The 22,074-nt window shown below is 59.1% G+C and carries 20 protein-coding genes, 2 rRNA genes and 1 other RNA gene (1 of these 23 cut by a window edge); 3 read left to right on the forward strand and 20 right to left on the reverse strand.

Going from position 1 to position 22,074, the window contains the following annotated elements; all coding sequences use genetic code 11:
• Positions 1-226: 226 nt before the first annotated feature.
• Positions 227-1,441: a nitrate/nitrite transporter gene (locus KI617_RS15250; RefSeq protein WP_226447685.1), complete on the reverse strand. Its 1,215-nt coding sequence runs from the start codon at positions 1,439-1,441 to the stop codon at positions 227-229.
• A 492-nt stretch (positions 1,442-1,933) separates the two neighbouring features.
• On the opposite strand from KI617_RS15250, the gene KI617_RS15255 reads away from it, so the two are divergent.
• Positions 1,934-3,430, forward strand: coding sequence for a reverse transcriptase family protein (locus tag KI617_RS15255; protein ID WP_226447687.1), 1,497 nt, complete (start codon positions 1,934-1,936; stop codon positions 3,428-3,430).
• Here the strand turns inward: KI617_RS15255 and KI617_RS15260 are convergent.
• A complete protein-coding gene (locus KI617_RS15260) occupies positions 3,423-3,605 on the reverse strand; it encodes a helix-turn-helix domain-containing protein (RefSeq protein ID WP_226447689.1) in 183 nt (60 codons plus the stop codon). The two genes, KI617_RS15255 and KI617_RS15260, sit on opposite strands and share 8 nt — an antisense overlap.
• Before the next feature lie 12 nt (positions 3,606-3,617).
• Here KI617_RS15260 and KI617_RS15265 point away from each other — a divergent pair, with 12 nt between their 5' ends.
• Both KI617_RS15265 and KI617_RS15270 read left to right on the forward strand, forming a co-directional pair.
• The gene (locus KI617_RS15265) at positions 3,618-3,794 is read left to right on the forward strand and encodes a type II toxin-antitoxin system RelE/ParE family toxin (protein WP_264180020.1); all 177 of its coding nucleotides are present in this window, start codon (positions 3,618-3,620) and stop codon (positions 3,792-3,794) included.
• Positions 3,778-4,089: a helix-turn-helix domain-containing protein gene (locus KI617_RS15270; RefSeq protein WP_226447691.1), complete on the forward strand. Its 312-nt coding sequence runs from the start codon at positions 3,778-3,780 to the stop codon at positions 4,087-4,089. The genes KI617_RS15265 and KI617_RS15270 overlap by 17 nt, the downstream gene beginning before the upstream one ends.
• A 176-nt stretch (positions 4,090-4,265) precedes the next feature.
• Here KI617_RS15270 and KI617_RS15275 read toward each other — a convergent pair whose 3' ends face one another.
• From KI617_RS15275 to KI617_RS15360, 18 genes are all read right to left on the reverse strand, one after another.
• On the reverse strand, positions 4,266-4,697 hold the full coding sequence (locus tag KI617_RS15275) for a hypothetical protein (RefSeq protein WP_226447693.1): 432 nt from the start codon (positions 4,695-4,697) through the stop codon (positions 4,266-4,268).
• 28 nt (positions 4,698-4,725) lie between these two features.
• On the reverse strand, positions 4,726-6,453 hold the full coding sequence (locus tag KI617_RS15280) for a bifunctional protein-serine/threonine kinase/phosphatase (protein WP_226447694.1): 1,728 nt from the start codon (positions 6,451-6,453) through the stop codon (positions 4,726-4,728).
• Between the two features lie 125 nt (positions 6,454-6,578).
• Positions 6,579-7,391, reverse strand: a complete 813-nt coding sequence (locus KI617_RS15285) for a formate/nitrite transporter family protein (protein WP_226447696.1) — start codon at positions 7,389-7,391, stop codon at positions 6,579-6,581.
• A 93-nt stretch (positions 7,392-7,484) separates the two neighbouring features.
• Positions 7,485-7,796: a nitrite reductase small subunit NirD gene (nirD, locus tag KI617_RS15290; RefSeq protein WP_226447698.1), complete on the reverse strand. Its 312-nt coding sequence runs from the start codon at positions 7,794-7,796 to the stop codon at positions 7,485-7,487.
• Positions 7,797-7,976: 180 nt separating this feature from the next.
• Positions 7,977-10,415: a nitrite reductase large subunit NirB gene (nirB, locus tag KI617_RS15295; RefSeq protein WP_226447700.1), complete on the reverse strand. Its 2,439-nt coding sequence runs from the start codon at positions 10,413-10,415 to the stop codon at positions 7,977-7,979.
• Between the two features lie 227 nt (positions 10,416-10,642).
• Positions 10,643-11,632: a DNA-binding protein YbiB gene (gene ybiB / locus KI617_RS15300; RefSeq protein ID WP_226447702.1), complete on the reverse strand. Its 990-nt coding sequence runs from the start codon at positions 11,630-11,632 to the stop codon at positions 10,643-10,645.
• A gap of 18 nt (positions 11,633-11,650) precedes the next feature.
• Entirely contained in the window at positions 11,651-14,374 is a 2,724-nt protein-coding gene (locus KI617_RS15305; protein ID WP_226447704.1) for a nitrate reductase, read from the reverse strand.
• 127 nt (positions 14,375-14,501) lie between these two features.
• Positions 14,502-14,936 carry a ClpXP protease specificity-enhancing factor gene (locus KI617_RS15310; RefSeq protein ID WP_226447706.1) on the reverse strand — a complete coding sequence of 145 codons (435 nt, stop codon included), beginning with the start codon at positions 14,934-14,936 and terminating at the stop codon, positions 14,502-14,504.
• A 2-nt stretch (positions 14,937-14,938) separates the two neighbouring features.
• Positions 14,939-15,535, reverse strand: coding sequence for a glutathione S-transferase N-terminal domain-containing protein (locus KI617_RS15315; RefSeq protein ID WP_011286577.1), 597 nt, complete (start codon positions 15,533-15,535; stop codon positions 14,939-14,941).
• Positions 15,536-15,618: 83 nt separating this feature from the next.
• Positions 15,619-16,338 carry a cytochrome c1 gene (locus KI617_RS15320; protein WP_226447708.1) on the reverse strand — a complete coding sequence of 240 codons (720 nt, stop codon included), beginning with the start codon at positions 16,336-16,338 and terminating at the stop codon, positions 15,619-15,621.
• A 13-nt stretch (positions 16,339-16,351) separates the two neighbouring features.
• Positions 16,352-17,653: a cytochrome b gene (locus KI617_RS15325; protein ID WP_404826728.1), complete on the reverse strand. Its 1,302-nt coding sequence runs from the start codon at positions 17,651-17,653 to the stop codon at positions 16,352-16,354.
• 3 nt (positions 17,654-17,656) lie between these two features.
• Positions 17,657-18,253 (reverse strand): ubiquinol-cytochrome c reductase iron-sulfur subunit, encoded by a 597-nt coding sequence (gene petA / locus KI617_RS15330; RefSeq protein ID WP_226447709.1) that lies wholly within the window; start codon positions 18,251-18,253, stop codon positions 17,657-17,659.
• A gap of 83 nt (positions 18,254-18,336) precedes the next feature.
• Complete coding sequence (gene recR / locus KI617_RS15335) at positions 18,337-18,936, reverse strand: recombination mediator RecR (RefSeq protein WP_226447711.1); 600 nt, start codon at positions 18,934-18,936, stop codon at positions 18,337-18,339.
• Positions 18,937-18,940: 4 nt separating this feature from the next.
• On the reverse strand, positions 18,941-19,264 hold the full coding sequence (locus KI617_RS15340) for a YbaB/EbfC family nucleoid-associated protein (protein ID WP_226447713.1): 324 nt from the start codon (positions 19,262-19,264) through the stop codon (positions 18,941-18,943).
• A 13-nt stretch (positions 19,265-19,277) separates the two neighbouring features.
• The gene (gene dnaX / locus KI617_RS15345) at positions 19,278-20,891 is read right to left on the reverse strand and encodes a DNA polymerase III subunit gamma/tau (RefSeq protein WP_226447715.1); all 1,614 of its coding nucleotides are present in this window, start codon (positions 20,889-20,891) and stop codon (positions 19,278-19,280) included.
• A gap of 27 nt (positions 20,892-20,918) precedes the next feature.
• An RNA gene (gene ffs / locus KI617_RS15350) (signal recognition particle sRNA small type) lies at positions 20,919-21,017 on the reverse strand.
• 144 nt (positions 21,018-21,161) lie between these two features.
• Positions 21,162-21,274, reverse strand: a 5S ribosomal RNA gene (gene rrf, locus KI617_RS15355).
• Between the two features lie 100 nt (positions 21,275-21,374).
• Positions 21,375-22,074 (reverse strand): 23S ribosomal RNA (locus KI617_RS15360); it runs 2,182 nt beyond the window's last position.

Raw genomic sequence — 22,074 nt, forward strand, 5'->3', positions numbered from 1 at the left:
TTTTAGGATCAAGGATCGAGGATCGAGGATCGAGTCGGCAGGCTTCGACTCGATCCTATCAGCTAAGGAGACGCTGAAGTATTCGCCATCCCCGCGCAGGCGGGGATCCAGTTCGTTGATTTTTCTGGATTCCCGCCTCGCCAGCCGCCAAGCGGCGTCCCGGGTGTGTCGAGGCCGGGGGAATGACATTTTTTGAATAGGTCAGCGCTTTCCTGACAGCTGCCGCTCAGATTTTCGCTGCCGTCAGGTGGCTGGCACCCCAGGTCGTGCGCCAGCGGGTCTTGACGCCGGTCAGGCCGACCAGGGCGAGCACGGCGAGCGCGGCAAAGATAAGGAAGCCAGCTTGATAGCTGCCGGTCAGTTGCTTGGAATAACCGAGGCTGGAGGCCAGGTAGAAGCCACCGACGCCACCGGCCATGCCGACCAGACCGGTCATCACGCCGATTTCCTTCTTGAAGCGCTGCGGCACGAGCTGGAACACCGCGCCGTTGCCCATGCCGAGCGCCAGCATGGCGCCGACGAAGGCGGCCAGCGCCATCCAGGCTTGTGGCAGACCGAAGCTGACGATAGCCAGGAAGATGGCGGCAAAGATGTACATCACGGTCAGTGACTTCACACCGCCGATGCGGTCAGCCACGTTGCCGCCAATCGGGCGCACCAGCGAACCGGCGAAGACACAGCCAGCCGTGAAGAAACCCGCCATCTTCGGATCGAGGCCGTACTGGGTGTTGAAGTAGATGACCAGCGAAGAAGCCAGGCCGACGAAACCGCCGAAAGTCACCGAGTAGAAGAACATGAACCACCAGGCATCCTTGTCCTTGAGCACCTTCAGGTACTCGGCAAAGGTCTTGGGCGGCGGCGCATCCGGGGCATCCTTGGCCATGAAGATGAAGGCGATCAGGACAATGACCAAGGGAATCAGCACGACGCCGAAGACATTGACCCAGCCGAAAGCGGCAGCCAGGCCCGGGGCAAACAAGGCGGCCAGCGCGGTACCGGAGTTGCCGGCCCCGGCAATCCCCATCGCCGTGCCCTGATGCTCGGCCGGATACCAGCGCGAAGCCAGCGGCAGAGCGGCAGCGAAGGAAGCGCCGGCGACCCCGAGAAAGAGACCGAGAACCAGCACTTCAGCGTAGGAATGCACGCCGATCTGCCAGGCGTAGAGCATGGTGGCGATAACCACGACCTGACCGATGATCGCCGCCTTCTTCGGCGACAGGCGATCAACCAGGATGCCCATGATGATGCGGAGCAGCGCACCGGCCAGCACCGGGGTGGCCACCATCATGCCCTTTTCGGCATGCGACAGGCCGAGGTCCTTGGCAATGCTGATACCGAGCGGCCCGAGCAGCACCCAGACCATGAAAGCCAGATCGAAGTAGAGGAAGGCGGCAAGCAGCGTCGGCGTGTGGCCAGCCTGCAGGAATGATTTCTTGTCCATGTTGAATATTTTCCGGGTGGACCGCTGAAATGGTCGTTGAGGGGATTGCTTGTGTCAGCGCATGGCGTCATCGCCATCAGCCCACCCTCGTTGGCGGAAAATCGCTGTGATGACCTAACTTCGCAAGCCCCGTGCCAGGACAATAAACCCCTGATTTACTGGGGTTATGGATAAGACCTCAGCGGAGAACCGCACCAAAAAAGCGCATTCACCGCCATTGCGGTGCAGCATTATGGGGACAAGTCTGTGAAGCAGTCAGCTATGACTTCTGTCAGAACAGAAATTCCCATTGATGACATCTTGAATACCCAAACAATTGCGCGTTCGTGCTCTCATCAGTTTGACGCATACATGCCATTGAATTAACCTCTCGTCGCGATGCGCCTCTCCAGGTGGGTATCGGGTTGCATTCAGGCCCGGCCACTCCGGGGTTACCCCGGGGATTTTTCGGTAGTTTGCTTATTCATTGCTTGAGCCTCCCACGCCTGCGGCGTGAGCAGCTCAAGCGCCACACGACAGGCTGGAGAGGGCACCGCATTCCATCGCATCGCCAAGGCACCCATGGACGAGTTCTCAGAAAGCCCAGAACCTCCCGACCTTCCCGAGAAGGCCATGCGCCAAGTGGCTGTCGCCTTGGCCCGATCCTTTCTCGCCGGTGAGCGCAGTCCGGCCGGCATGCGCCAGCGAGGTACTGCCGCCCTCGGCCATGCCTGGCCTTGGCTAGTGCAGCTAAGCCTGCACCTGCATTTCGAATTGGGTCAGGACCTGCAAGCCCGCAAGCACGATCAGATCGTTGCCTTCATCCTGGCCTTCCCACGCTTCCGGGCGGCTTTCGACACTCCCGGACAACACCCGAGAGTCCGCAGCTATTTCCCCTTTCATCCGGTTATGGGCACACCGCCGCCGCCCTTGGCCGGGCTGGCCTTCCCGGCGCTCGCCACGCCCGGCGATCTGGCCGACTGGCTGGGCATCACACCCAGGGAACTCGACTGGTTTGCCAACGACTGGAACAGCACGGCAGCGCAGCCGAAATTCAAGCACTACCACTATCGTTGGCTTGCCAAGCGCAGTGGTGGCGCACGTCTAATCGAAGCGCCCAAGGAAAATTTACGCGCCATCCAGCGCCACATCCTGCACGGCATCCTTGACCACGTGCCGGTACACGAAGCAGCCCATGGCTGCGTGAAAGGCCGGTCGACGCTGGACAACGCACGCCGCCACGCCGGCGCTCCGCTGTTACTGAAAATGGACTTGCGCGATTTCTTCGTCAGCATTCCCGCCCGGCGCATTCACGCACTATTTCGCAGTCTGGGTTACCCCGTAGCAACCGCCAGCTACCTGACCAGGCTGACCACCCACGCCACACCAGCCTACCTGCTCCAACAAGTTCCTCAGGCGGAATATCCCAGCCCCGAGGAACGCCGACAACGCCAAATCTGGGCGCGGCAATTCATGGAGCGCCATTTGCCACAAGGCGCACCGACCTCGCCAGCGCTGGCCAACCTTTGCTCCTATCGCCTCGACCTGCGCCTGGCCGGCGCCGCCCGCGAGTGTAATGCCCGCTACAGCCGCTACGTGGATGATCTGGCTTTTTCCTGCGACGACAACCAAGCTCACGGACGTCGCATTCTGGCCATGCTGCAAGACATCATTCTCGAAGAGGGATTTACCCCAAACTGGCGCAAGACCCGCCTAGCCTCGGCCGCCACCACCCAGCGTCTGACCGGCCTGGTGATCAACGCGCACCCCAATCTGCCACGCAAGGAATTCGATACCCTAAAGGCCATCCTCACCAACTGTCGACGATTCGGTGCAGCCAGCCAAAACCGCGATGGACGTCCCGACTTTCGCTCACATCTGCAAGGGCGTATAGCTTGGTTCCGACAGGTCAATCCGGAGCGCGGGGAAAAGTTGCGCAGGCTATTTGAGCAAATCGACTGGGCATCAGCGGAAACAATAAGGAACAGAGCACGGATTTCACTTACGTAGCCGCCTTGACCGCCTCTGGATTCTGCGACGCAATTCGCAGCAGGGTTTTCGCGGCATCGGAAGCTTCGCTGCGGCCCTGCTCCCAGTCCTGCAAGGTGCGAACCGAAACACCGAGCAGCTTGGGGAATTTGCGGCCTTTCTGGCTGACACCCCGGAGGCCGGTGATGTAATTCAAGGATCGGGCGGCTTGCGCAAGGTGCGCTGGAGCCGGGCCGGTTCGGGCAAGTCCGGCGGTGTGCGGGTGATTTATTTCACCCGCAACGCGGTGGGTGAGATTGTGTTGCTGTTGCTGTACGCCAAATCCGAGCGGGACTCGATGACCGCCAAACAATTGCTGGAGATTAAAAATGCCCTCGACCTCTAATCCAATGTCCGATGATGATCTGGCTGCCTTTGAGGCGGGCCGGGATTTGCACGCAGATTTGCTCCAGTCCATTCGAGAAATGAAGGCAGGGCGCGGTGTTGTGGTGCTTTCGCCAGTAATTGCCGCGCGCAAGGCTTCGGGTTTGTCCCAGTCACAGTTTGCCGAACTGATGGGGGTTTCGGTGCGCACCCTGCAGGAGTGGGAGCAAGGCCGCCGCCAGCCTTCCGGCGCGGCCTTGACGCTGCTCAAGGTGGCAGAGCGCCACCCGGAGGTACTGCGGGAGCTGGCTGCCTAGGCGATGAGGCTCTGGAGGTTGTTCAGCAACAAACAACCAGAAACGGACCGTGATTGATTTGCCCATTAGCAGAATCCGGCTGGGGTGGCGTTATGCCCCAGCGAAAATCCAACTCACACCAATTTCATTTTTTCCCAGTTGACCGTGGCACTCAACGCTGGTCCAGGCGGCACGCTTCAAGCCACATCAGGACGAATGACCGTCTCGGGCGGGGCGTTCTCGATTTGGTATTCAACCATCCTGATGGCCGTCAGGATGTCGGACTTGCGCTGGGCGCAGACGTATTTGTCGGCTTCGACGAACACGGTGCGCAGGCGCCGCTTCTCGGCATCGCCGAAGGCGCGGCCGTTGGCGATGGCCAACAGCATGTCCTGGATGCCGCTGTAAAAGTTGATCGAGCGTCTATCCTTGTTGATGTAGGCCAGCGCCAGGGCCACGTTGAAAACGCCGGCGACCGAGGCGACATGGAAGTTGTTCCACTCCCCGGTGGCCAGGAGAAGCGAGAGATGAAGGTGCGGAATGAGCATGATGTGCACTTCTTCCGGTTCGCTGATGCCGAGGTCGGCGCCGAGCAGGCGATTGATTTTGCGTTGGCCTGAATAAGACATGGGTAGTTTGTTCGAGAGGGCTGTTGGGTCAGTGCAGACGGACGACGCCGACCAGGATGAGCGCCAGCATGAGCACGAAGGAAACGCTTTTCCAGAAAATGACCGGATTGCGCTCGATCAGCGGCGGCTTGGTCTTGTTGAGAAACTCGTGGTTGGGGTGGTGCAGGTCGAAGATGAACTCGGAGAGTTCCTCGTGGCGCGCAAAGGGGTCGGGTTCGACCGCCTTGCGGATGGCGTCGTCAATCCAGGCCGGGATTTCGCGTTCCTCGCTGAGCACGCTCTGGTAGGCCAGCTTCTTCTGCGCCGCTTTGGTGCGTGATTTCGGCACCTGCGTGCCATACGGAAAATCGCCGGAGAGCATCTGGTAGGCGATGACACCAAGCGAATAGATGTCCGAACGCTGCGTGCCCTGCTCGCCGAGGAAGTATTCGGGTGCCGCGTAGAGGGCGGCGCCGAGCAGGTTGATCTGCTCGATGGGCGTGTCGACCTCCTCCAGCCCGGCGACGCGGGTGGCGCCGAAATCGATGATTTTCACGGTGCCGGTGCTGTCGATCATGATGTTGTCCGGCTTCAGGTCCTGATAGACCATTTCCAGCCGATGGAAGGCCTGCAGGCCCTTGGCGACCTGCTCGAGGATGCCGCGCACGGTCGGCAGGTCGGGCTTGGGGTTGTCGATCAGCCATTGCGACAGCGTCTGGCCCTCGATGAATTCGGTGACGACGTAAATGCTCTGGCGCTGCCGCGTCTGCGCGCAGGGCTTGAGGACATGCGCGCTGTTGATACGGCGGGCAATCCACTCTTCGAGCAGGAAGCGTTCGAGCGCCGCCGGGTTGGCCTGCATGTCGACGGACGGCGTCTTGATGACGACGCGTTCGCCGCTGTCCTTGTCGACCGCCAGATAGATGTGGCTGCGCGCGCTGCGCTTGATGACGCGGACGATCTGGTAGCCCTCGAACTCGTCGCGCGCTTCGAGTTGCGGCGGGCACGGCAGGTCGGAAAGCTGGCGGAAAACCTCATTGGCTTCCGGGTCCGGCAGTTCGTCGATGCGAATCAACTGGATGGTCAGGTTGTCGCCGCTGCCGCGCTGCAGGGCTTCGTCAGCAATCGCCTTGGCTGCCGCATCGAGGTCGGGGCCGGCGGCGATGGCGGTCTGGACGAAGGCGGCATCGGTGTATTCATAAACGCCATCGGTGGCCAAAACCAGCAGGTCGCCGACCGCCACCTGCGCTTGCACGTAGTCGATCTCGACCTTGCGGTCCATGCCCAAAGCGCGAGCGAGGTAGCTTTGATTCGACGATACCCAGACGCGGTGATCCTCGGTCAGTTGCGTGAATTCTTTGCCGCGCAGGCGGTAGATGCGCGCATCGCCGACATGGAACAGGTGCGCCGTCGTGGATTTGATGACCAGGCCGCTGAAGGTGCAGACGTAGCCTCGCTCACGGTCGTAGCGGTGCTGGCTTTGCTGGGTCTGCGAATGCAGCCAGGAATTGGTCGCCGTCAGCACATGCTCGCCGGACTTCCTGACCGACCAGGCATCGGCGGTGCAGAAATAGTCTTCGAGAAAACCAGTGACCGCCGACTGCGCCGCCTCCTGGCTGACCGGGCTGCTGCTGATGCCGTCGGCCAGCGCTGCGGCGATGCCCTTGGCGGAGAGTTGCGGCTCGCGCGGGATGCAAACACCGTGGAAATCCTGGTTGAGTTCCTTGCGCCCCTTGTCGGAATACTGCCCGACGGTGACTTGCAGATGACGTCCCATGCCGCTTGCCTTTTGCTACGACCATAGAGGCAACTTCTGGCCCCAGGGTCGACCGGAAATTCCGGCCAAAAATTGAAAGAAGCCCCCGACCTTACGGCGGGGGCCATGCCGAAACGGATGGTCGATCAGATCGCCTTGCGCTTCGGTGCGGTACGCACGTGGGTCGAATACATCGTCAGGCCAACGAAGAACAGACCGCCAACAAGATTGCCAAGCGCAGTCGGGATCTCGTTCCAGATCAGGTAATCCATGATCGTGAAGTTACCGCCCATCATCAAGCCGGTAGGGAAGAGGAACATGTTGACGACGGAGTGCTCGAAGCCCATGAAGAAGAAGACCATGATCGGCATCCACATGGCCATGATCTTGCCCGAGACATTGGTACAAATCATCGCGCAGACGACGCCCGTCGACACCATCCAGTTGCACAGCACGCCACGGGTAAAGATGGTCAGCATGCCGGCCGCACCGTGCGCCGAGTAGCCAACGGTACGACCCTCACCGATAGTGCCGATTTTTTGCGCGATGGCATTGGGGGCCTCCGAGAAACCGAAGGTCCAGACGATGACCATAAGCACCGCTACCGTCAGCGAGCCGGCAAAGTTGCCGGTAAATACCAGCCCCCAGGTGCGCAGAATGCCCTTCATGGTCACGCCCGGGCGCTTGTCGATCAGGGCCAGCGGGCAGAGGGTAAACACCCCGGTGAGCAGATCGAAGCCGAGCAGGTAAAGCATGATGAAGCCAACCGGGAAGAGCATGGCACCAACCAGCGGCATGCCGGTCTGAACAGTGACGGTGACCGCAAAAGCAGCGGCCAGATTGAGGATGGCGCCGGCCATGAAGGCGCGGATCAGGGTGTCACGGGTGGACATGAAGATTTTCGATTCGCCGGCGTCGATCATCTTGGTGACGAATTCGGTAGGTGCCAGATAGGCCATGGCTGTTTCCTTATTTGGATTGATGTTTTCGTTTGGCTGCTTCGCCCAGCCCTCCTGGCGCGAAGCAGCGCGTGCTATTGACCGTTGGGGGCGTCAAACCGCCAGGTAGACGTCCCCGTTCTCGACCTTCACCTGGAAGGTGTTGCACGAACCGACGTCCGGCGCCACCGCGTGGCCATCTTCCAGGCCGATGTTCCAGCCGTGCAGCGGGCAGGTCACCCGCTTGCCATGAACGATGCCCTGCGACAGCGGGCCGCCCTTGTGCGGGCATTTGTCGTGCATGGCAAACACCTGGTCATCGGAGGTGCGGAAGATGGCGATGTCGCCGCCGGTGGATGGCTTGACGATGCGCGAGCCGAGTTGCGGGATGTCTTCCAGCGGGCAGATCAGTTTCCAATTGCTCATTTTTTATTCCTTTTCGATTAAGTCCCTCCCCCATCAAGGGGGAGGTTAGGATACGCAGCGACTTGGCCGCCGTTGTTTGGCGGCTTAGTCGGTGCTTAGTAGTTTCATCAGGGGGATGGGTCATTGCGCGCTGCAAACCCATCCCCTCCCCAGCCCCCCCTTGAAGGGGAGGGAGGTTAATTACACGGTGATCGGAATGAACTGCTTGATCGGACCGGCCTCGCGGGAGGTGGCCCACGGGTCCTTGGCATCCTTCAGTTCGGCCAGCAGCGCGGCGTAGAGCTTCTTGCGGCCTTCTTCGTCCTCAAGAATCTTGCCCTTGATGTAGTCCATGCCGACGCGTTCGAGGTAGTGGCAGGTGCGCTCGAGGTACCAGCCTTCAAGGCGGTAGAGCTGCAGGAAGGCACCGGAATATTCCATGACGTCCTCGTCGGAATTCACCTTGCACAGGAACTGGGCGACTTCGGTCTTGATGCCGCCGTTGCCGGCGATGTAGATCTCGTAGCCGGAATCGACACCGATGATGCCGACGTCCTTGATGCCGGCCTCGGCGCAGTTGCGCGGACAGCCGGAAACGGCCAGCTTGACCTTGTGCGGGGCGTACATGTCGAACAGCATCTTTTCCAGCTTGACACCCATCGACATCGCCAGTTGCGTGCCGAAGCGGCAGTGCTCGGCACCGACGCAGGTTTTCACGGTGCGAATCGACTTGCCGTAGGCGTGGCCGGAAACCATGCCGGCGGCGTTGAGGTCGGCCCACATGGCTGGCAGGTCTTCCTTCTTGACGCCAAGCAGGTCGATACGCTGACCGCCGGTGACCTTGACGGTCGGCACGTTGTACTTCTCGGCGGCATCGGCGATGGCGCGCAATTCGTTCGGCGTGGTCAGGCCGCCCCACATGCGCGGCACGACCGAGTAGGTGCCGTCCTTCTGGATGTTGGCGTGCGAACGCTCGTTGATGAAGCGCGACTGCGGATCGTCCTTGGCTTCATGCGGCCAGGTCGAGATCAGGTAGTAGTTCACCGCCGGGCGGCACTTGTCGCAGCCGTTCGGCGTCTTCCATTCCAGCGCCGCGAACACGGCTTCCTTGGTGATCAGGTGCTGATTGAGGATGGCATCGCGCACCATCTTGTGCGAATGCTCGGTACAGCCGCAAACCGGCTTCTTGTCGGAAGCGGCCGGGGTGTAGGCGCCGCCGATGGTCGAAGCCAGAATCTGCTCGACCAGGCCGGCGCAGGAACCGCAGGAAGACGCGGCCTTGGTGTGCTTCTTCACCTCGTCCAGCGTGAAGAGGCCCTTCTCCTTGATCGCCTTGACGATGACGCCCTTGGTGATGCCGTTGCAGCCGCAAACCTCGGCGCTGTCCGGCATGTCGGCGGCCTTGCTCTTGCCGGCATGGCCGACGTCGCCGACCAGCGACTGGCCGAAAATCAGCTGGTCACGGATGTCGTGAATGTCGCGGCCATCCTTGAGCAACTGGAAGTACCACGGACCATCGGCCGTGTCGCCGTACATGACGCCGCCGACCAGCTTGTTGTCCTTGATCACCAGCTTCTTGTAGACGCCGCCGTAGGGGTCGTTGAGGACAATTTCCTCGGTGTCCTTGCCGCCCATGTAATCGCCGGCCGAAAACAGGTCAATGCCGGTCACTTTCAGCTTGGTCGAGGTGACCGAGCCGGTGTAGCGGCCAATGCCGTAGCCAGCCAGATGGTTGGCGGCGACCTTGGCCTGCTCGAACAGCGGGGCGACCAGGCCGTAGGCGATGCCGCGGTGGCTGACGCACTCGCCGACGGCGTACACCTTCGGGTCGTAGGTCTGCATCGTGTCGTTCACCACGATGCCGCGGTTGCAGTAGATGCCGGAGGATTCGGCCAGCGCGTAGTTGGGGCGGATGCCGGCGGCCATGACGACGATGTCGGCCGGAATCTGCATGCCGCCCTTGAAGCGGATCGCCGCGACGCGGCCGGATTCGCCCTGGATCAGCGCTTCGGTCTGGGTTTCGAGCAGGAACTTGAGGCCCTTGTCTTCCAGCGACTTCTGCAGCATCTTGCCGGCCACTTCGTCGAGCTGGCGTTCGAGCAGCCAGGGGCCGAGGTGCACCACGGTGACGTCCATGCCACGCAGCTTCAAGCCGTTGGCGGCTTCCAGGCCAAGCAGGCCGCCGCCGATGACGACCGCGTGCTTGTGCAGGCGGGCGGCTTCGATCATTTCGTCGGTGTCCTTGATGTCGCGGTAGCCGATGACGCCGGGCAGGTCGTTACCGGGAATCGGCAGCATGAACGGGGTCGAGCCGGTGGCGATGAGCAGGCGGTCGTAGGCTTCCTCGGTGCCGTCCTCGGCGATGACCTTGCGCTTGACGCGGTCGATCGTCTTGATCTGCTTGCCGGTGTGCAGCTTGATGTTGTTTTCCTTGTACCACTCGAGTTCGTTGAGAACGATCTCGGAGATGGTCATTTCACCGGCCAGGACCGGGGAAAGCAGGATGCGGTTGTAGTTCGGGTGCGGCTCGGCGCCGAAGATGGTGATGTCGTAGTGATCAGGCTTGATCTTCAGCAGTTCTTCGACGGTGCGGACACCGGCCATGCCGTTACCGATCAGGACGAGACGAGGTTTACTCATTGTTGGCTCCAACGTTGCGCGCACCTTGCGGTGCAAATATTTTTCAGCGCATGACGTCGTTGCCATCGGGCCGCCTTCGTTGGCGGGGAGTTCGCTGTTCCGATGGTGTTATTGCAATCAGTGTGCCAGCTAGCTAGAAGACTGATTTATTGTGGTTTTCCGGCAAGAGCCGAAAAATGCTCGCACCAAAACAGGGCGCCGGATACCAGCGCGGTGCAGCTTGTGGCTCAGTTACCGCCCATCAGTAGGCCAGTTGCCTCAACTGCCACAATGGCCTTGGCCTGGTTGAAATCTTCGGCATAGCCGCTGGCGTAGAGCAGGCAGGCCAGTTGATTGGCCAGGGGCTTGGGCATGGGAATCTGCTTGTCGAGCACGCGCCGTATCCATTTGGCCGTGCTGACGGCATCGGCCGCTTCCGGCAGGTTCGGCAGCGCACGCAGGCTCTCGTGCTCGGCTTCGAACAAGGTATCGACCACCCCGTCATGGGTAAATTCAAGACGCGGACGACGCTTGGGGTTGGCAAAAGGCTCGCCTTCGGTGCCCCGCAGCAACAAGCCGCGCTGCCCCCTGGCCAGCAGGATGTCGCGCATCAGATCGATAAAATCAGGATGCGTTGCCGGGGCGACCAGGACGGTATCCCCATGACACGGGTTGATCAGCTTGACCAGGCTGTGCGCACTGTTGCGAACGCCCATCCGGCTGCGCAGGGCGAGCAGGTTGTGAATCCCGGGGCACATGGCGCTGAGCGGCAGGAAGGCCAGGCCTTTTTCATCGAGCGCGATCTGCGCCTGGGTGGTCGAGGCCATGGGCATGACGCCGAGTTCGCGGAATATCTGGGCCGTCGTCACCCGCCCGTAACCTTCGAGCAAGCCGTGGACGACCACCGGTACGCCAAAGCGTTGGAGCAGCAGTGCCAGCAAGGGGGTCAGGTTGGCCTCCTTGCGCGAGCCGTTGTAGGTCGGCAAGGCGACGGGACGAACCCGGCCGTGCGGTATTTCGAGCTTGTGTGTGCGCTCGTCGATGGCCGCCAGGAAGCCGAGCATTTCTTCGAGCGACTCGCCCTTGACCCGCAAGCCAAGGATGATGGCGCCCATTTCAAGATCGGGCACGCCGCCATCGAGCATGGCGGCATAGAGTTGCTGCGCGTCCTCGCTGGTCAAATCCCGCGAGCCTTCGGCCCCGCGCCCGATTTCCCTGATGTAGTGTGCGTAACTCATAGTCTCCTCCGGTCGCGGTCAGGCTGCCGCCGCAACTTTTTTATCATGTTCGGCCAGCATGCGCTTGATGTCCGGCACACACGAGCCGCAGAAAGTCCCACACTTCAATTTGTCCTGAAGTTTAGGCAAATCTGCCCCACTTTCCAGTTCCTTGCTGATCTGGACGTCGCTGACATCGGCGCACTTGCAGATGATGTTGCGCGCCACCATGGTCACCGGCGGTTTGGCCGATGGCGCCAAGGCAAAGCGGATCAGGCTGGCATCGAGCTCGTCCTCGGCCATCGCCTGTTTCAACCAGGCCTGCGCCAGGGTTTCACCGGCCAACCGGACGCCGAGCAAACGCCCCTCAAGCGCAATGGCCTTCTTGCTCACCTGGCGCTTTGCGTCGGCATAGACAATGGCCCCATCGTTGCCGTCCAAGCCGAACAGACGGTCTATTTCGACGATCTGATTTTCGGGAGTCGGTGCCTCGCTCGCCGCCCGGAAGACCACCAGTGGGCTCTTCCGACCATACAGACCGACTGTGGCGTAAGGGAAATGACCGAGGGCGCTGCGGGCACGCTGCATTAGTGCCAGGGCTTCCGACTGGCTGCTGCAACGACGTACCACCGCCAGCGGATAGGGCAGATCCAGTTTCGCGATCTGCACCGCCGCATGCTTCAACTCGGGCTGCTTCGAATAAGGATCAATGACATCGCAAGCCAGGGCGTTGGCGCCAGGTGTATTCATGAACTGGCTGCCCCAATGCATCGGCATCCAGGCACGCCCCTTGAGCAGCCCGGGCCGATCCGTGATGCGAACAACCATCTCGCCACGGCCATTACTGACCTTGACCAGATCCCCGGACTCCAGGCCCCGGTGCCGCATGTCGCAGGGGTGCATGGCGAGCAAGGGCTCATCCTCAAGATTGAACAAACGCGGCACGGTGCCGGTCCGGCTCATGCCATGCCAGTGGTCGCGCATACGCCCGGAAAGCAGACTGATCGGCAGTTCTGGCGAGGTGGCATCGGCGGTCGGCAGATGTTCGACCGCTACGAAGCGCGCCTTGCCATCCGATGTCGGAAAAACGCCATCCTCGTAAAGACGGACCTTGCCGGCGCTGGCGCCTTCCGGATACGGCCACTGTTGCGGCCCTTGCGCTTCAAGCAGCGCATAGGAGAGGCCGGTGATGTCGAGATCACGGCCGCGTGTCGATTCGCGGTGTTCGTTGAAGATGGCTTCGGGATCGGCGTAGGGAAACAAGCGCTCAGCCGCCGCGTGGTCCAGTTTCTGGCCCAGGCGCCGGGCGAAATCGACAACGATTTCCCAGTCGTGGCGCGCCTCCCCGGGTGCCTTGACCGCTGGCAACACGCGGCTGATGCAGCGCTCGGAATTGGTTACCGTGCCGTGCTTCTCACCCCAGCCGCTGGCCGGCAGCAGCAAGTCGGCGTAATCGGCCGTGTCAGTATTGCCGTAGGCCTCCTGAAGCACGACGTATTCAGCCGATTGCAGCGCTTCGCGTACAGCGGCCTGATTCGGCAGGGATTGCGCCGGATTGGTACAGGCAATCCAGACTGCCTTGATTTCACCGGTTTTCAACGCCTTGAACAGGTCGACCGCCGACTTTCCCGGATTGGCCGGAACGAAGGGCACACCCCAGAAACAGGCCATCTCGGCCCGATGCACCGGGTTGGCCAGATCACGATGGGCCGACAGCAGGTTGGACAAGCCGCCGACTTCACGCCCACCCATGGCATTTGGCTGCCCGGTCAGGGAGAACGGTCCAGCGCCCGGCTTGCCGATCTGGCCGGTGGCGAGATGCAAATGAATGATTCCCGCATTGTTGTGCGTGCCGTGCGCTGACTGGTTCAGCCCTTGGCAGTAGAGCGAAAGCGAAGCGCCGCTTTGGCCGAACCAGCGCGCTGCCTTGATGATATCGCCAGCCGGTATGCCGCAGAGCTCGGCCGCCTTCTCCGGCGTGTAATTTTTGACGATTGCTGCCAGCGCCTCGAAGCCACTGGTGTGCGCCTCGACATAGGCCCGGTCCACCAGGTCTTCATTGATCAGGACATGCAGCATGCCGTTGAACAGTGCAATGTCGCTGCCTGGCTTTATCGGCAAGTGAAGATCAGCGATCTCGGCGGTTTCCGAACGCCGCGGGTCGGCAACCATGATCTTCAGATGCGGGTTGGCCGCCTTGGCATCTTCGATGTAGCGAAAAACAATCGGGTGAGCAACGGCGGGGTTGGCGCCGCTGATGAAGATCACCTTGGCCTGAAGGATGTCTGCGTAACTGCAGGGAGGTGCATCGGCCCCCAGCGTCTGCTTGTAGCCAGCCACCGCCGACGACATGCAAAGACGCGAATTGGTATCGACGTTATTGGTGCCGATCAGCCCTTTGGCCAGCTTGTTGAAGACGTAATAGTCTTCGGTCATCAATTGGCCGGAAATGTAAAAGGCCACCGAGTCAGGACCGTGTTCCCGAATGGTGGTGGCAAAGCGCTCCGCCGCTTCGTCAAGCGCCACTTCCCAACTGAGTCGCTGCCCGGCTTGGCCACGGACAGCGCGCTTTTCCGGAAACTGCAGACGATAGGTCGGAGCCATCGTCTGGTTAAGGGTCGCACCCTTGGTGCACAAGCGCCCACGATTGGCCGGATGTTCAGGGTCACCACGCAAGCCGGTGACAACCCCATTCTCGGTCTCGATCAGTACGCCACAGCCGACGCCACAGTAACAACAGGTAGATTTAACTTCAGTTCGCATGATTTTCCTTCCGGCATGCCATCAGCAACAGCCATGCCACCTATAAAAATCATGGACTTGTACAAAAAAAAGGGATATCCCCCGACGGAATATCCCCTTTCTGGTGCATCGACTGCGGCAGGCGTCCCTATTTGATGCGTTGCAACTTGGGACGCCCTCCTTCTGGGCGTGGCGGCTCAGTTGGTGGCTCATCAGAGACCACATCGGATTCGACTGCCTCAACGAAGGTCTCGTCGGCCATCGCTTCTTCGCCATCAACCTCGAAGGCCATTCCGGCGCCATTTTCTCGTGCGTAAATGGCAGAAATGCGCTCGATCGGCACCGACAGTTCGCGCGCCACCCCGCCGAAGCGAGCCTGGAACTCGACATAATCGTTCCCGATCTGCAACTTGTTGGTCGCTGTCGGGCCCAGATTCAGGACGATCTGACCTTCTCGAACGAACTCGCGCGGGACGCGAGTCCGCTCATCGACTTCGACTGCGATATGCGGCGTAAACCCGTTATCGCAGCACCACTCCCACAGGGCGCGCAGCAAATAAGGCTTGGTAGACGGAAGCTCCATGCTTACTTGCGCATTGCCTTTTCGGACGGTGTCAGCGCATCGATGAACCCTTGACGGCTAAAGATGCGTTCGGCGTACTTCATCAGCGGGGCAGCAGCCTTGCCGAGGTCGATACCGTAATGGTCCAGACGCCACAGCAACGGAGCAATGGCCACGTCGAGCATGGAAAACTCATCGCCCAGCATGAACTTCTGCTTGTTGAAAATCGGCACGATCTCGGTCAAACGAGCCTTGATTTCCTGACGCGCCTTGTCGGCGGTCTTGCCGTTCTTCTCGATCACTTCCATGAACGAGAAGATTTCGCGTTCCATGCCAACCAGCAACTGGCGAGCGCGGGCGCGCATGATCGGGTCGGCCGGCATCAGTTGCGGATGCGGAAAACGCTCGTCGATGTATTCGTTGATGATGTTCGGCTCGAACAAGACAAGATCACGCTCGACCAGCACCGGCACCCGATTGTGCGGATTGATCGCCGCCATCTCTTCCGGCTTGTTGAACATGTCGACATCGATCACCTGGAAGTCCATGCCCTTTTCGAACAGGACAATGCGGCAGCGATGGCTAAAGGGGCAAGTAGTACCCGAGTAGAGGTTCATCATTTGTGGTAACCCTCAAAATGAGATTCGGCACCGGGGGCTGGCCGAAGCCAAACCCGCGATGCCGTTAGCTAATCCGCGAAGGATCAGTGAATGTCTTTCCAGTATTCCTTCTTCAGTGCGTAAGCAACAACGAAGAGGACTGCCAGGAAGGCCAGAACGAAGAAGCCCAACGTCCGACGGAACTCCTGCTGCGGCTCGCCCATCCAGACCATGAAGCCGACCAGATCGGAAACCGACTTGTCGAATTCAGCCGGTGCCATCGTGCCCGGGACAGCCAGTTCCAGCTTGTGCGTTTCGTGATTCAGCACTTGCTGGCCTTGCAGACCGTACAGGACGTGCGGCATGCCAACGTTTTCGAACACCACGTTGTTCCAGCCGGTCGGACGGTTTTCGTCACGATAGAAGGAACGCAGGTAGGTGTAGAGCCAGTCAGCACCAGCCGCGGCATTGCCGGCTTCGCCACGGGCACGGGCAACGATGGTCAGGTCCGGCGGGGTAGCGCCAAACCACAGCTTCTGCTCGTCGGAACGCGCGGCAACCCGCATCAGTTCACCGATCTTGTCGGACGTGAACATCAGGTTTTCCTTGACCTGCTGCTCGGTCAAACCCAAGTCCAGCAGGTTCTTGTAGCGCAGGTAAGAAGCACCGTGGCAGTTCAGGCAGTAATTGACGAACAGCTTGGCGCCGTTCTGCAATGCAGCCTTGTCGCTAACGGAGCCCGGCCACTTGTCGATGTGGGCCGTGCTGCCGCTGGCGAATGCCATGATCGGCGCGAAGAGCAATGCGATAAGGAATTTTTTCATTTTAGGCATCCTCTCACTTGAACGTCACACGGTCGGGAACCGGCTTGAACTTGTCCATCCGGGACCACCAGGGCATAGCAAGGAAGAATCCGAAGTAGAACACCGAACAAATCTGCGATATCAGCTCGCCCATCGGAGACGGAGACAACGTGCCCAGATAACCGAGGATGAAGAAGCAGATGACGAAGATGGTCAGCAGGGTCTTGTAGATAGGGCCACGGTAGCGGATCGACTTGACCGGGCTACGATCCAGCCACGGCAGGAACGCAAAGATCACAACCGAAGCGCCCATGGCGACCACACCCCAGAACTTGGCATCGAGGCCGAACAGCGGGTAGGTCACAGCACGCAGGATCGAGTAGAACGGCGTGAAGTACCAAACCGGTGCAATGTGCGGCGGCGTCTTCAACGGGTCAGCCGGGTAGAAATTCGGCGTTTCCAGGAAGTAACCACCACCTTCCGGTGCCCAGAACATCACTGCCGAGAAGACCATCAGGAAGACGATCACGCCGACGATATCCTTGACCGTGTAGTACGGGTGGAACGGGATGCCGTCACGCGGAATGCCGTTCTCGTCCTTGTTGGCCTTGATTTCGACGCCATCCGGATTGTTCGACCCTGTTTCGTGCAGTGCCAGAACGTGCGCAGCAACCAGGCCGATCAGGACAAGCGGGAAGGCAATCACGTGGAAGGAGAAGAAGCGGTTCAGCGTCGCATCACCAACCACGAAGTCACCACGGATGATCAGGGAGAGATCGCCACCAATGAGCGGAATCGCGGAGAACAGATTGACGATAACCTGTGCGCCCCAGTACGACATCTGGCCCCAAGGCAGCAGATAGCCGAAGAAAGCTTCACCCATCAGGCACAGGAAGATGCCTACGCCGAACAGCCAGGTCAACTCGCGCGGCTTGCGATAGGAACCGTAAAGCAGGCCACGGAACATGTGCAGGTAAACCACGATGAAGAAGGCCGAAGCACCGGTAGAGTGCATGTAGCGAATCAGCCAGCCCCCCGGCACATCACGCATGATGTATTCAACGGAAGCGAAGGCAACCGGCACGCCATTGGCGTTCAGCGCTGCATCCGGCTTGTAGTGCATGACCAAGAAGATACCGGTGACGATCTGAATGACCAGAACCAGCAACGCCAGTGAGCCGAAGAAATACCAGAAATTGAAGTTCTTCGGGGCGTAGTACTCAGACAGGTGGCCCTTCCACATGGCAGTCGCCGGGAAGCGGGCATCGACCCACTCCAGCGCGTTACCAGCCAGCGAGCCATCGGACTTGTATTTTTCGAAATTGCCAGCAGCCATTTCTTATGCTCCCTTCTTGTCTTCGCCGATCAGAATACGGGTATCGGCGAGATACACGTGCGGCGGTACTTCAAGGTTGGTCGGGGCAGGCTTCGACTTGTAAACGCGACCAGCAAAGTCGAAGGTCGAACCATGACAGGGACAGAGGAAGCCGCCCAGCCAATCCGCAGTCATGCCTTCTTCTGCACCCTTCTTGAACTTCTGCGAAGGAGAGCAACCGAGGTGAGTACAGATGCCAACCACGACCATGATTTCCGGCTTGACAGAACGCGTATCGTTCTTGGCATACGCTGGCTGTTGATCCTTTTCCGACTTCGGATCAGCCACTGCATCGGCCAGCTTGGGCAGCGTATCCAGCATGTCTTTGGTACGATTGATAATCCAGACCGGCTTGCCCCGCCACTCGACGGTCATCATCTGACCCGGCTCAAGCTTGCTGATATCGACTTCGACCGGAGCGCCTGCCGCCTTGGCTCGCTCGGATGGAAGCAAGCTGGAGACGAACGGCACGAGAGCGGCAACTGCGCCCGCCCCGCCCACGGCTGCGGTCGCAACGACCAGACGCCGCCGTCCGCAGTCCATTTTTCCTTGATTGCTCATAACGCTGACCCCTAATGGAATTAGATGGGATAAAAATTAAACGCTAAATTATACTTCATCGGAACCGTCGATAAAAGTCGCTGTCACCCACCGCAGATCTTGCGTTCGCGTAATGCCTGCGCCAATGTGCCGCTATCGACATACTCAAGCTCTCCACCAACCGGCACGCCGCGCGCAATTCGCGTCACTGCCACCCCCTTGGGTTTAAGCATGGCAGTGATGTAATGGGCGGTCGCCTCACCTTCGTTGGTGTAGTTTGTCGCCAAAACAACCTCTTTAACGACGCCATCGAGAACGCGGCTCATCAAACGATCCAACCCCAGATCCTTGGGGCCGACACCATCCAGCGGCGAAATCTTGCCCATCAGAACGTAATACAGCCCTTGATAAGTCAAGGTTTGCTCCATCATGTTCATGTCAACAGGGGTTTCAACAACGCAAAGGAGAGTGGGATCCCGTCGCGGAGAAGCGCAACGCTCACAAACGTCAGCTTCGGTAAAGGTATTGCATCGCTGGCAGTGCCTGATGGCCTGCAATGCATGCAAGACCGCATCGCCCAGACGCTGAGCCCCTGGGCGGTCACGCTGCAACAAGTGATAAGCCATGCGCTGAGCTGATTTTGGCCCGATTCCGGGCAAACACCTCAGCGCTTCGATCAAAGACTCCAGACCCGAAGGATTCACCGGCTCAGAACGGCAGCTTGAAGCCGGGAGGCAAGTTGAGTCCAGAGGTAAAGCCAGACATCTTATCCTTGCTCAGCGCCTCACCACGACGCACGGCATCATTCAAGGCCGCTGCGATGAGATCTTCCAGCATTTCGCGATCATCCATCACGGATGGATCTATGTTGACCCGACGCACTTCATGCGCACACGTCATCAGAACCTTGACCATTCCAGCCCCGGCGACACCTTCGACTTCGATCTGGGCCAGTTGATCCTGAGCCTTTTTCATATTTTCCTGCATCGCCTGCGCCTGTTTCATCAGGCCAGCCAAGCCACCCTTCATCATATTTATTTCTCCGTTAGCCGATTGGTTTTATGGAAGACTCAACGATGGACGCATCAAAACATTCAATAACGTCCCGTACAAACGTATCCTGGGCGATTGCATTCACCGCCCGCTCCTGCTGCTCTTGTCGCTGGCGACCAACAGTCTCTGCCGGGGTAACTGTTTCGTTCTGTGCCAGTTCAATGCGCACCTGTAGCGAACGACCAAAAAATTCACGCAAGGCTTGCTGTAATTTATCTGGATTAGGCTTCATTTGCAGATGCCCCTGCGCAGGGGACAAACGAAGCAAACACTGATTCTGACTGAGTTGCCTCAGCTCACAGTTCTGAGCCAACTCCCGAGCCAAGCCTGACAGAGCTAGCGATGAAACAATCTGATGCCAATCCATCTCCCCGCTAGCCACGGGCGCAGATTTCGGAACAACGGCCGGCACAGAAATCGGTTCGGCCCGCGCCGGCAAAACTGGAGCAGCACTGATCGCCTTGGGCATGGTGCCAGCAACACGAGCGCGAGGGAGTGCCGCACCAACAACATCAGCCACACTACTAGGGCGAAAGGCAAACAACCGGAGTAGCGTCATGACAAAGCCAGCATACTCGTCGGGAGCTGCAGCCAGTTCGGCACGACCAACATTGACAATCTGATACGCCAACTGAACATATTCCGGTGAAAACGCACCAGCCAGTGCCGTCAAACGGACTTTTTCTGGTTCATCCTCATCGATTGTACCTGGCACCCACTGCACAATCTGAAGACGCGTCAGCAGCGCACCCAACTCCTGCAATGCAGCCGAAAATGAAAGACTTCGAACACCAAGATCTGCTGCCACCTGTAATAATGCCGCCGGATCAGCCCCCCGAAGAGCCTCAAGAATCGCGAAAAGATAATCCTGATCCACCGTACCAAGCATGCTGCGAACCTGAGCCTCCTCAACCTTCCCGGCTCCGTGCGCTATTGCCTGATCCAGGAGCGATAGCGCATCCCGCATACTGCCTGTTGCCGAACGAGCGACCAAGGCAAGCGCCGGCTGGTCAAATGGAATCCCTTCAGCTTGGAGAATTTGAGCCAGATGCCCCGTTATCGCCACCGCCGGCATCTGCTTCAGATTGAATTGCAAACAGCGGGACAAAACCGTGACAGGAATTTTTTGCGGATCCGTCGTTGCAAGAATGAACTTCACATGCTCTGGCGGCTCTTCAAGCGTTTTCAACATGGCATTGAAAGCAGAGTTCGAAAGCATGTGCACTTCGTCGATCACATAGACCTTGAAGCGCCCTCGAGTTGGCGCATAAACAGCATTCTCGAGCAATTGGCGCATTTCATCGACGCGGGTATTCGTCGCAGCATCGACCTCAAGCAGGTCAACAAAACGACCGCTATCGATTTCCTGACAAGCTGAACAGGTACCGCACGGTGTTGCCGTGATACCTGTTTCACAATTCAATGACTTGGCGAGAATCCGGGCCAAGGTGGTTTTTCCAACGCCACGAGTACCGGTGAAAAGATAGGCATGATGCAGACGCTGCTCAGAAAGTGCATGCGTCAAGGCACGAACAACATGTTCCTGCCCTACCAGCGTAGAAAAATTGCGCGGCCGCCACTTGCGCGCAAGAACTTGATAACTCATGCGCCCCATACCAATTCAAGAAATGAAAATGGCGAGCCTAACCCCCGGCACTTACAGTAATTGGCTGTGGCTGCTTCCTTCCGGACCTGACCAGATTCACCACACTATAATGCGGGGAGACCCGCCGGGACTGATTCTATCACAGCCCTCAATGGACGAGACTTAGCCGTTGGGGATTTTCTTGATTAAACCATCACGGGAGACTTTTTCTATTTAGTAGACGCACAAAGCCCCTCGCCGGTTTAACCGTGAGGGGCTTTGTAAATGGGAGTCTGGCGTTGACCTACTTTCGCGAGCGGAAGCTCACTATCATTGGCGCTCATCTGTTTCACGGTCCTGTTCGGGAAGGGAAGGGGTGGTACCAGAGGGCTATTGACGCCAGACGTAACTTGTATGCCTCACGTCCTGGGGACGGGAAGCGCAAAATGGGGAAGGTTGTTTGTTGTGACTGCGGTATGAGTTTGCTGCAGATTACAAGGTTATAGGATCAAGCCGTACGGGCAATTAGTATCAGTTAGCTTAACGCATTACTGCGCTTCCACACCTGACCTATCAACGTCGTGGTCTTCGACGACCCTTCAAGGAGTTCAAGACTCCGGGAAATCTTATCTTAAGGCGAGTTTCACGCTTAGATGCTTTCAGCGTTTATCTCTTCCGAACATAGCTACCCGGCGATACGACTGGCGTCATAACCGGTACACCAGAGGTTCGTCCACTCCGGTCCTCTCGTACTAGGAGCAGCCCCCTTCAAATTTCCAGCGCCCACGGCAGATAGGGACCAAACTGTCTCACGACGTTTTAAACCCAGCTCACGTACCTCTTTAAATGGCGAACAGCCATACCCTTGGGACCGGCTACAGCCCCAGGATGAGATGAGCCGACATCGAGGTGCCAAACACCGCCGTCGATATGAACTCTTGGGCGGTATCAGCCTGTTATCCCCAGAGTACCTTTTATCCGTTGAGCGATGGCCCTTCCATACAGAACCACCGGATCACTATGACCTGCTTTCGCACCTGCTCGACTTGTGGGTCTCGCAGTCAAGCACGCTTTTGCCATTGCACTTTATGGGCGATGTCCGACCGCCCTAAGCGTACCTTCGTACTCCTCCGTTACCTTTTGGGAGGAGACCGCCCCAGTCAAACTGCCCACCATGCACGGTCCCCGATCCGGATTCACGGAT

This window comes from Ferribacterium limneticum (assembly GCF_020510625.1).
Taxonomy (GTDB): Bacteria; Pseudomonadota; Gammaproteobacteria; order Burkholderiales; family Rhodocyclaceae; genus Azonexus; species Azonexus limneticus_A.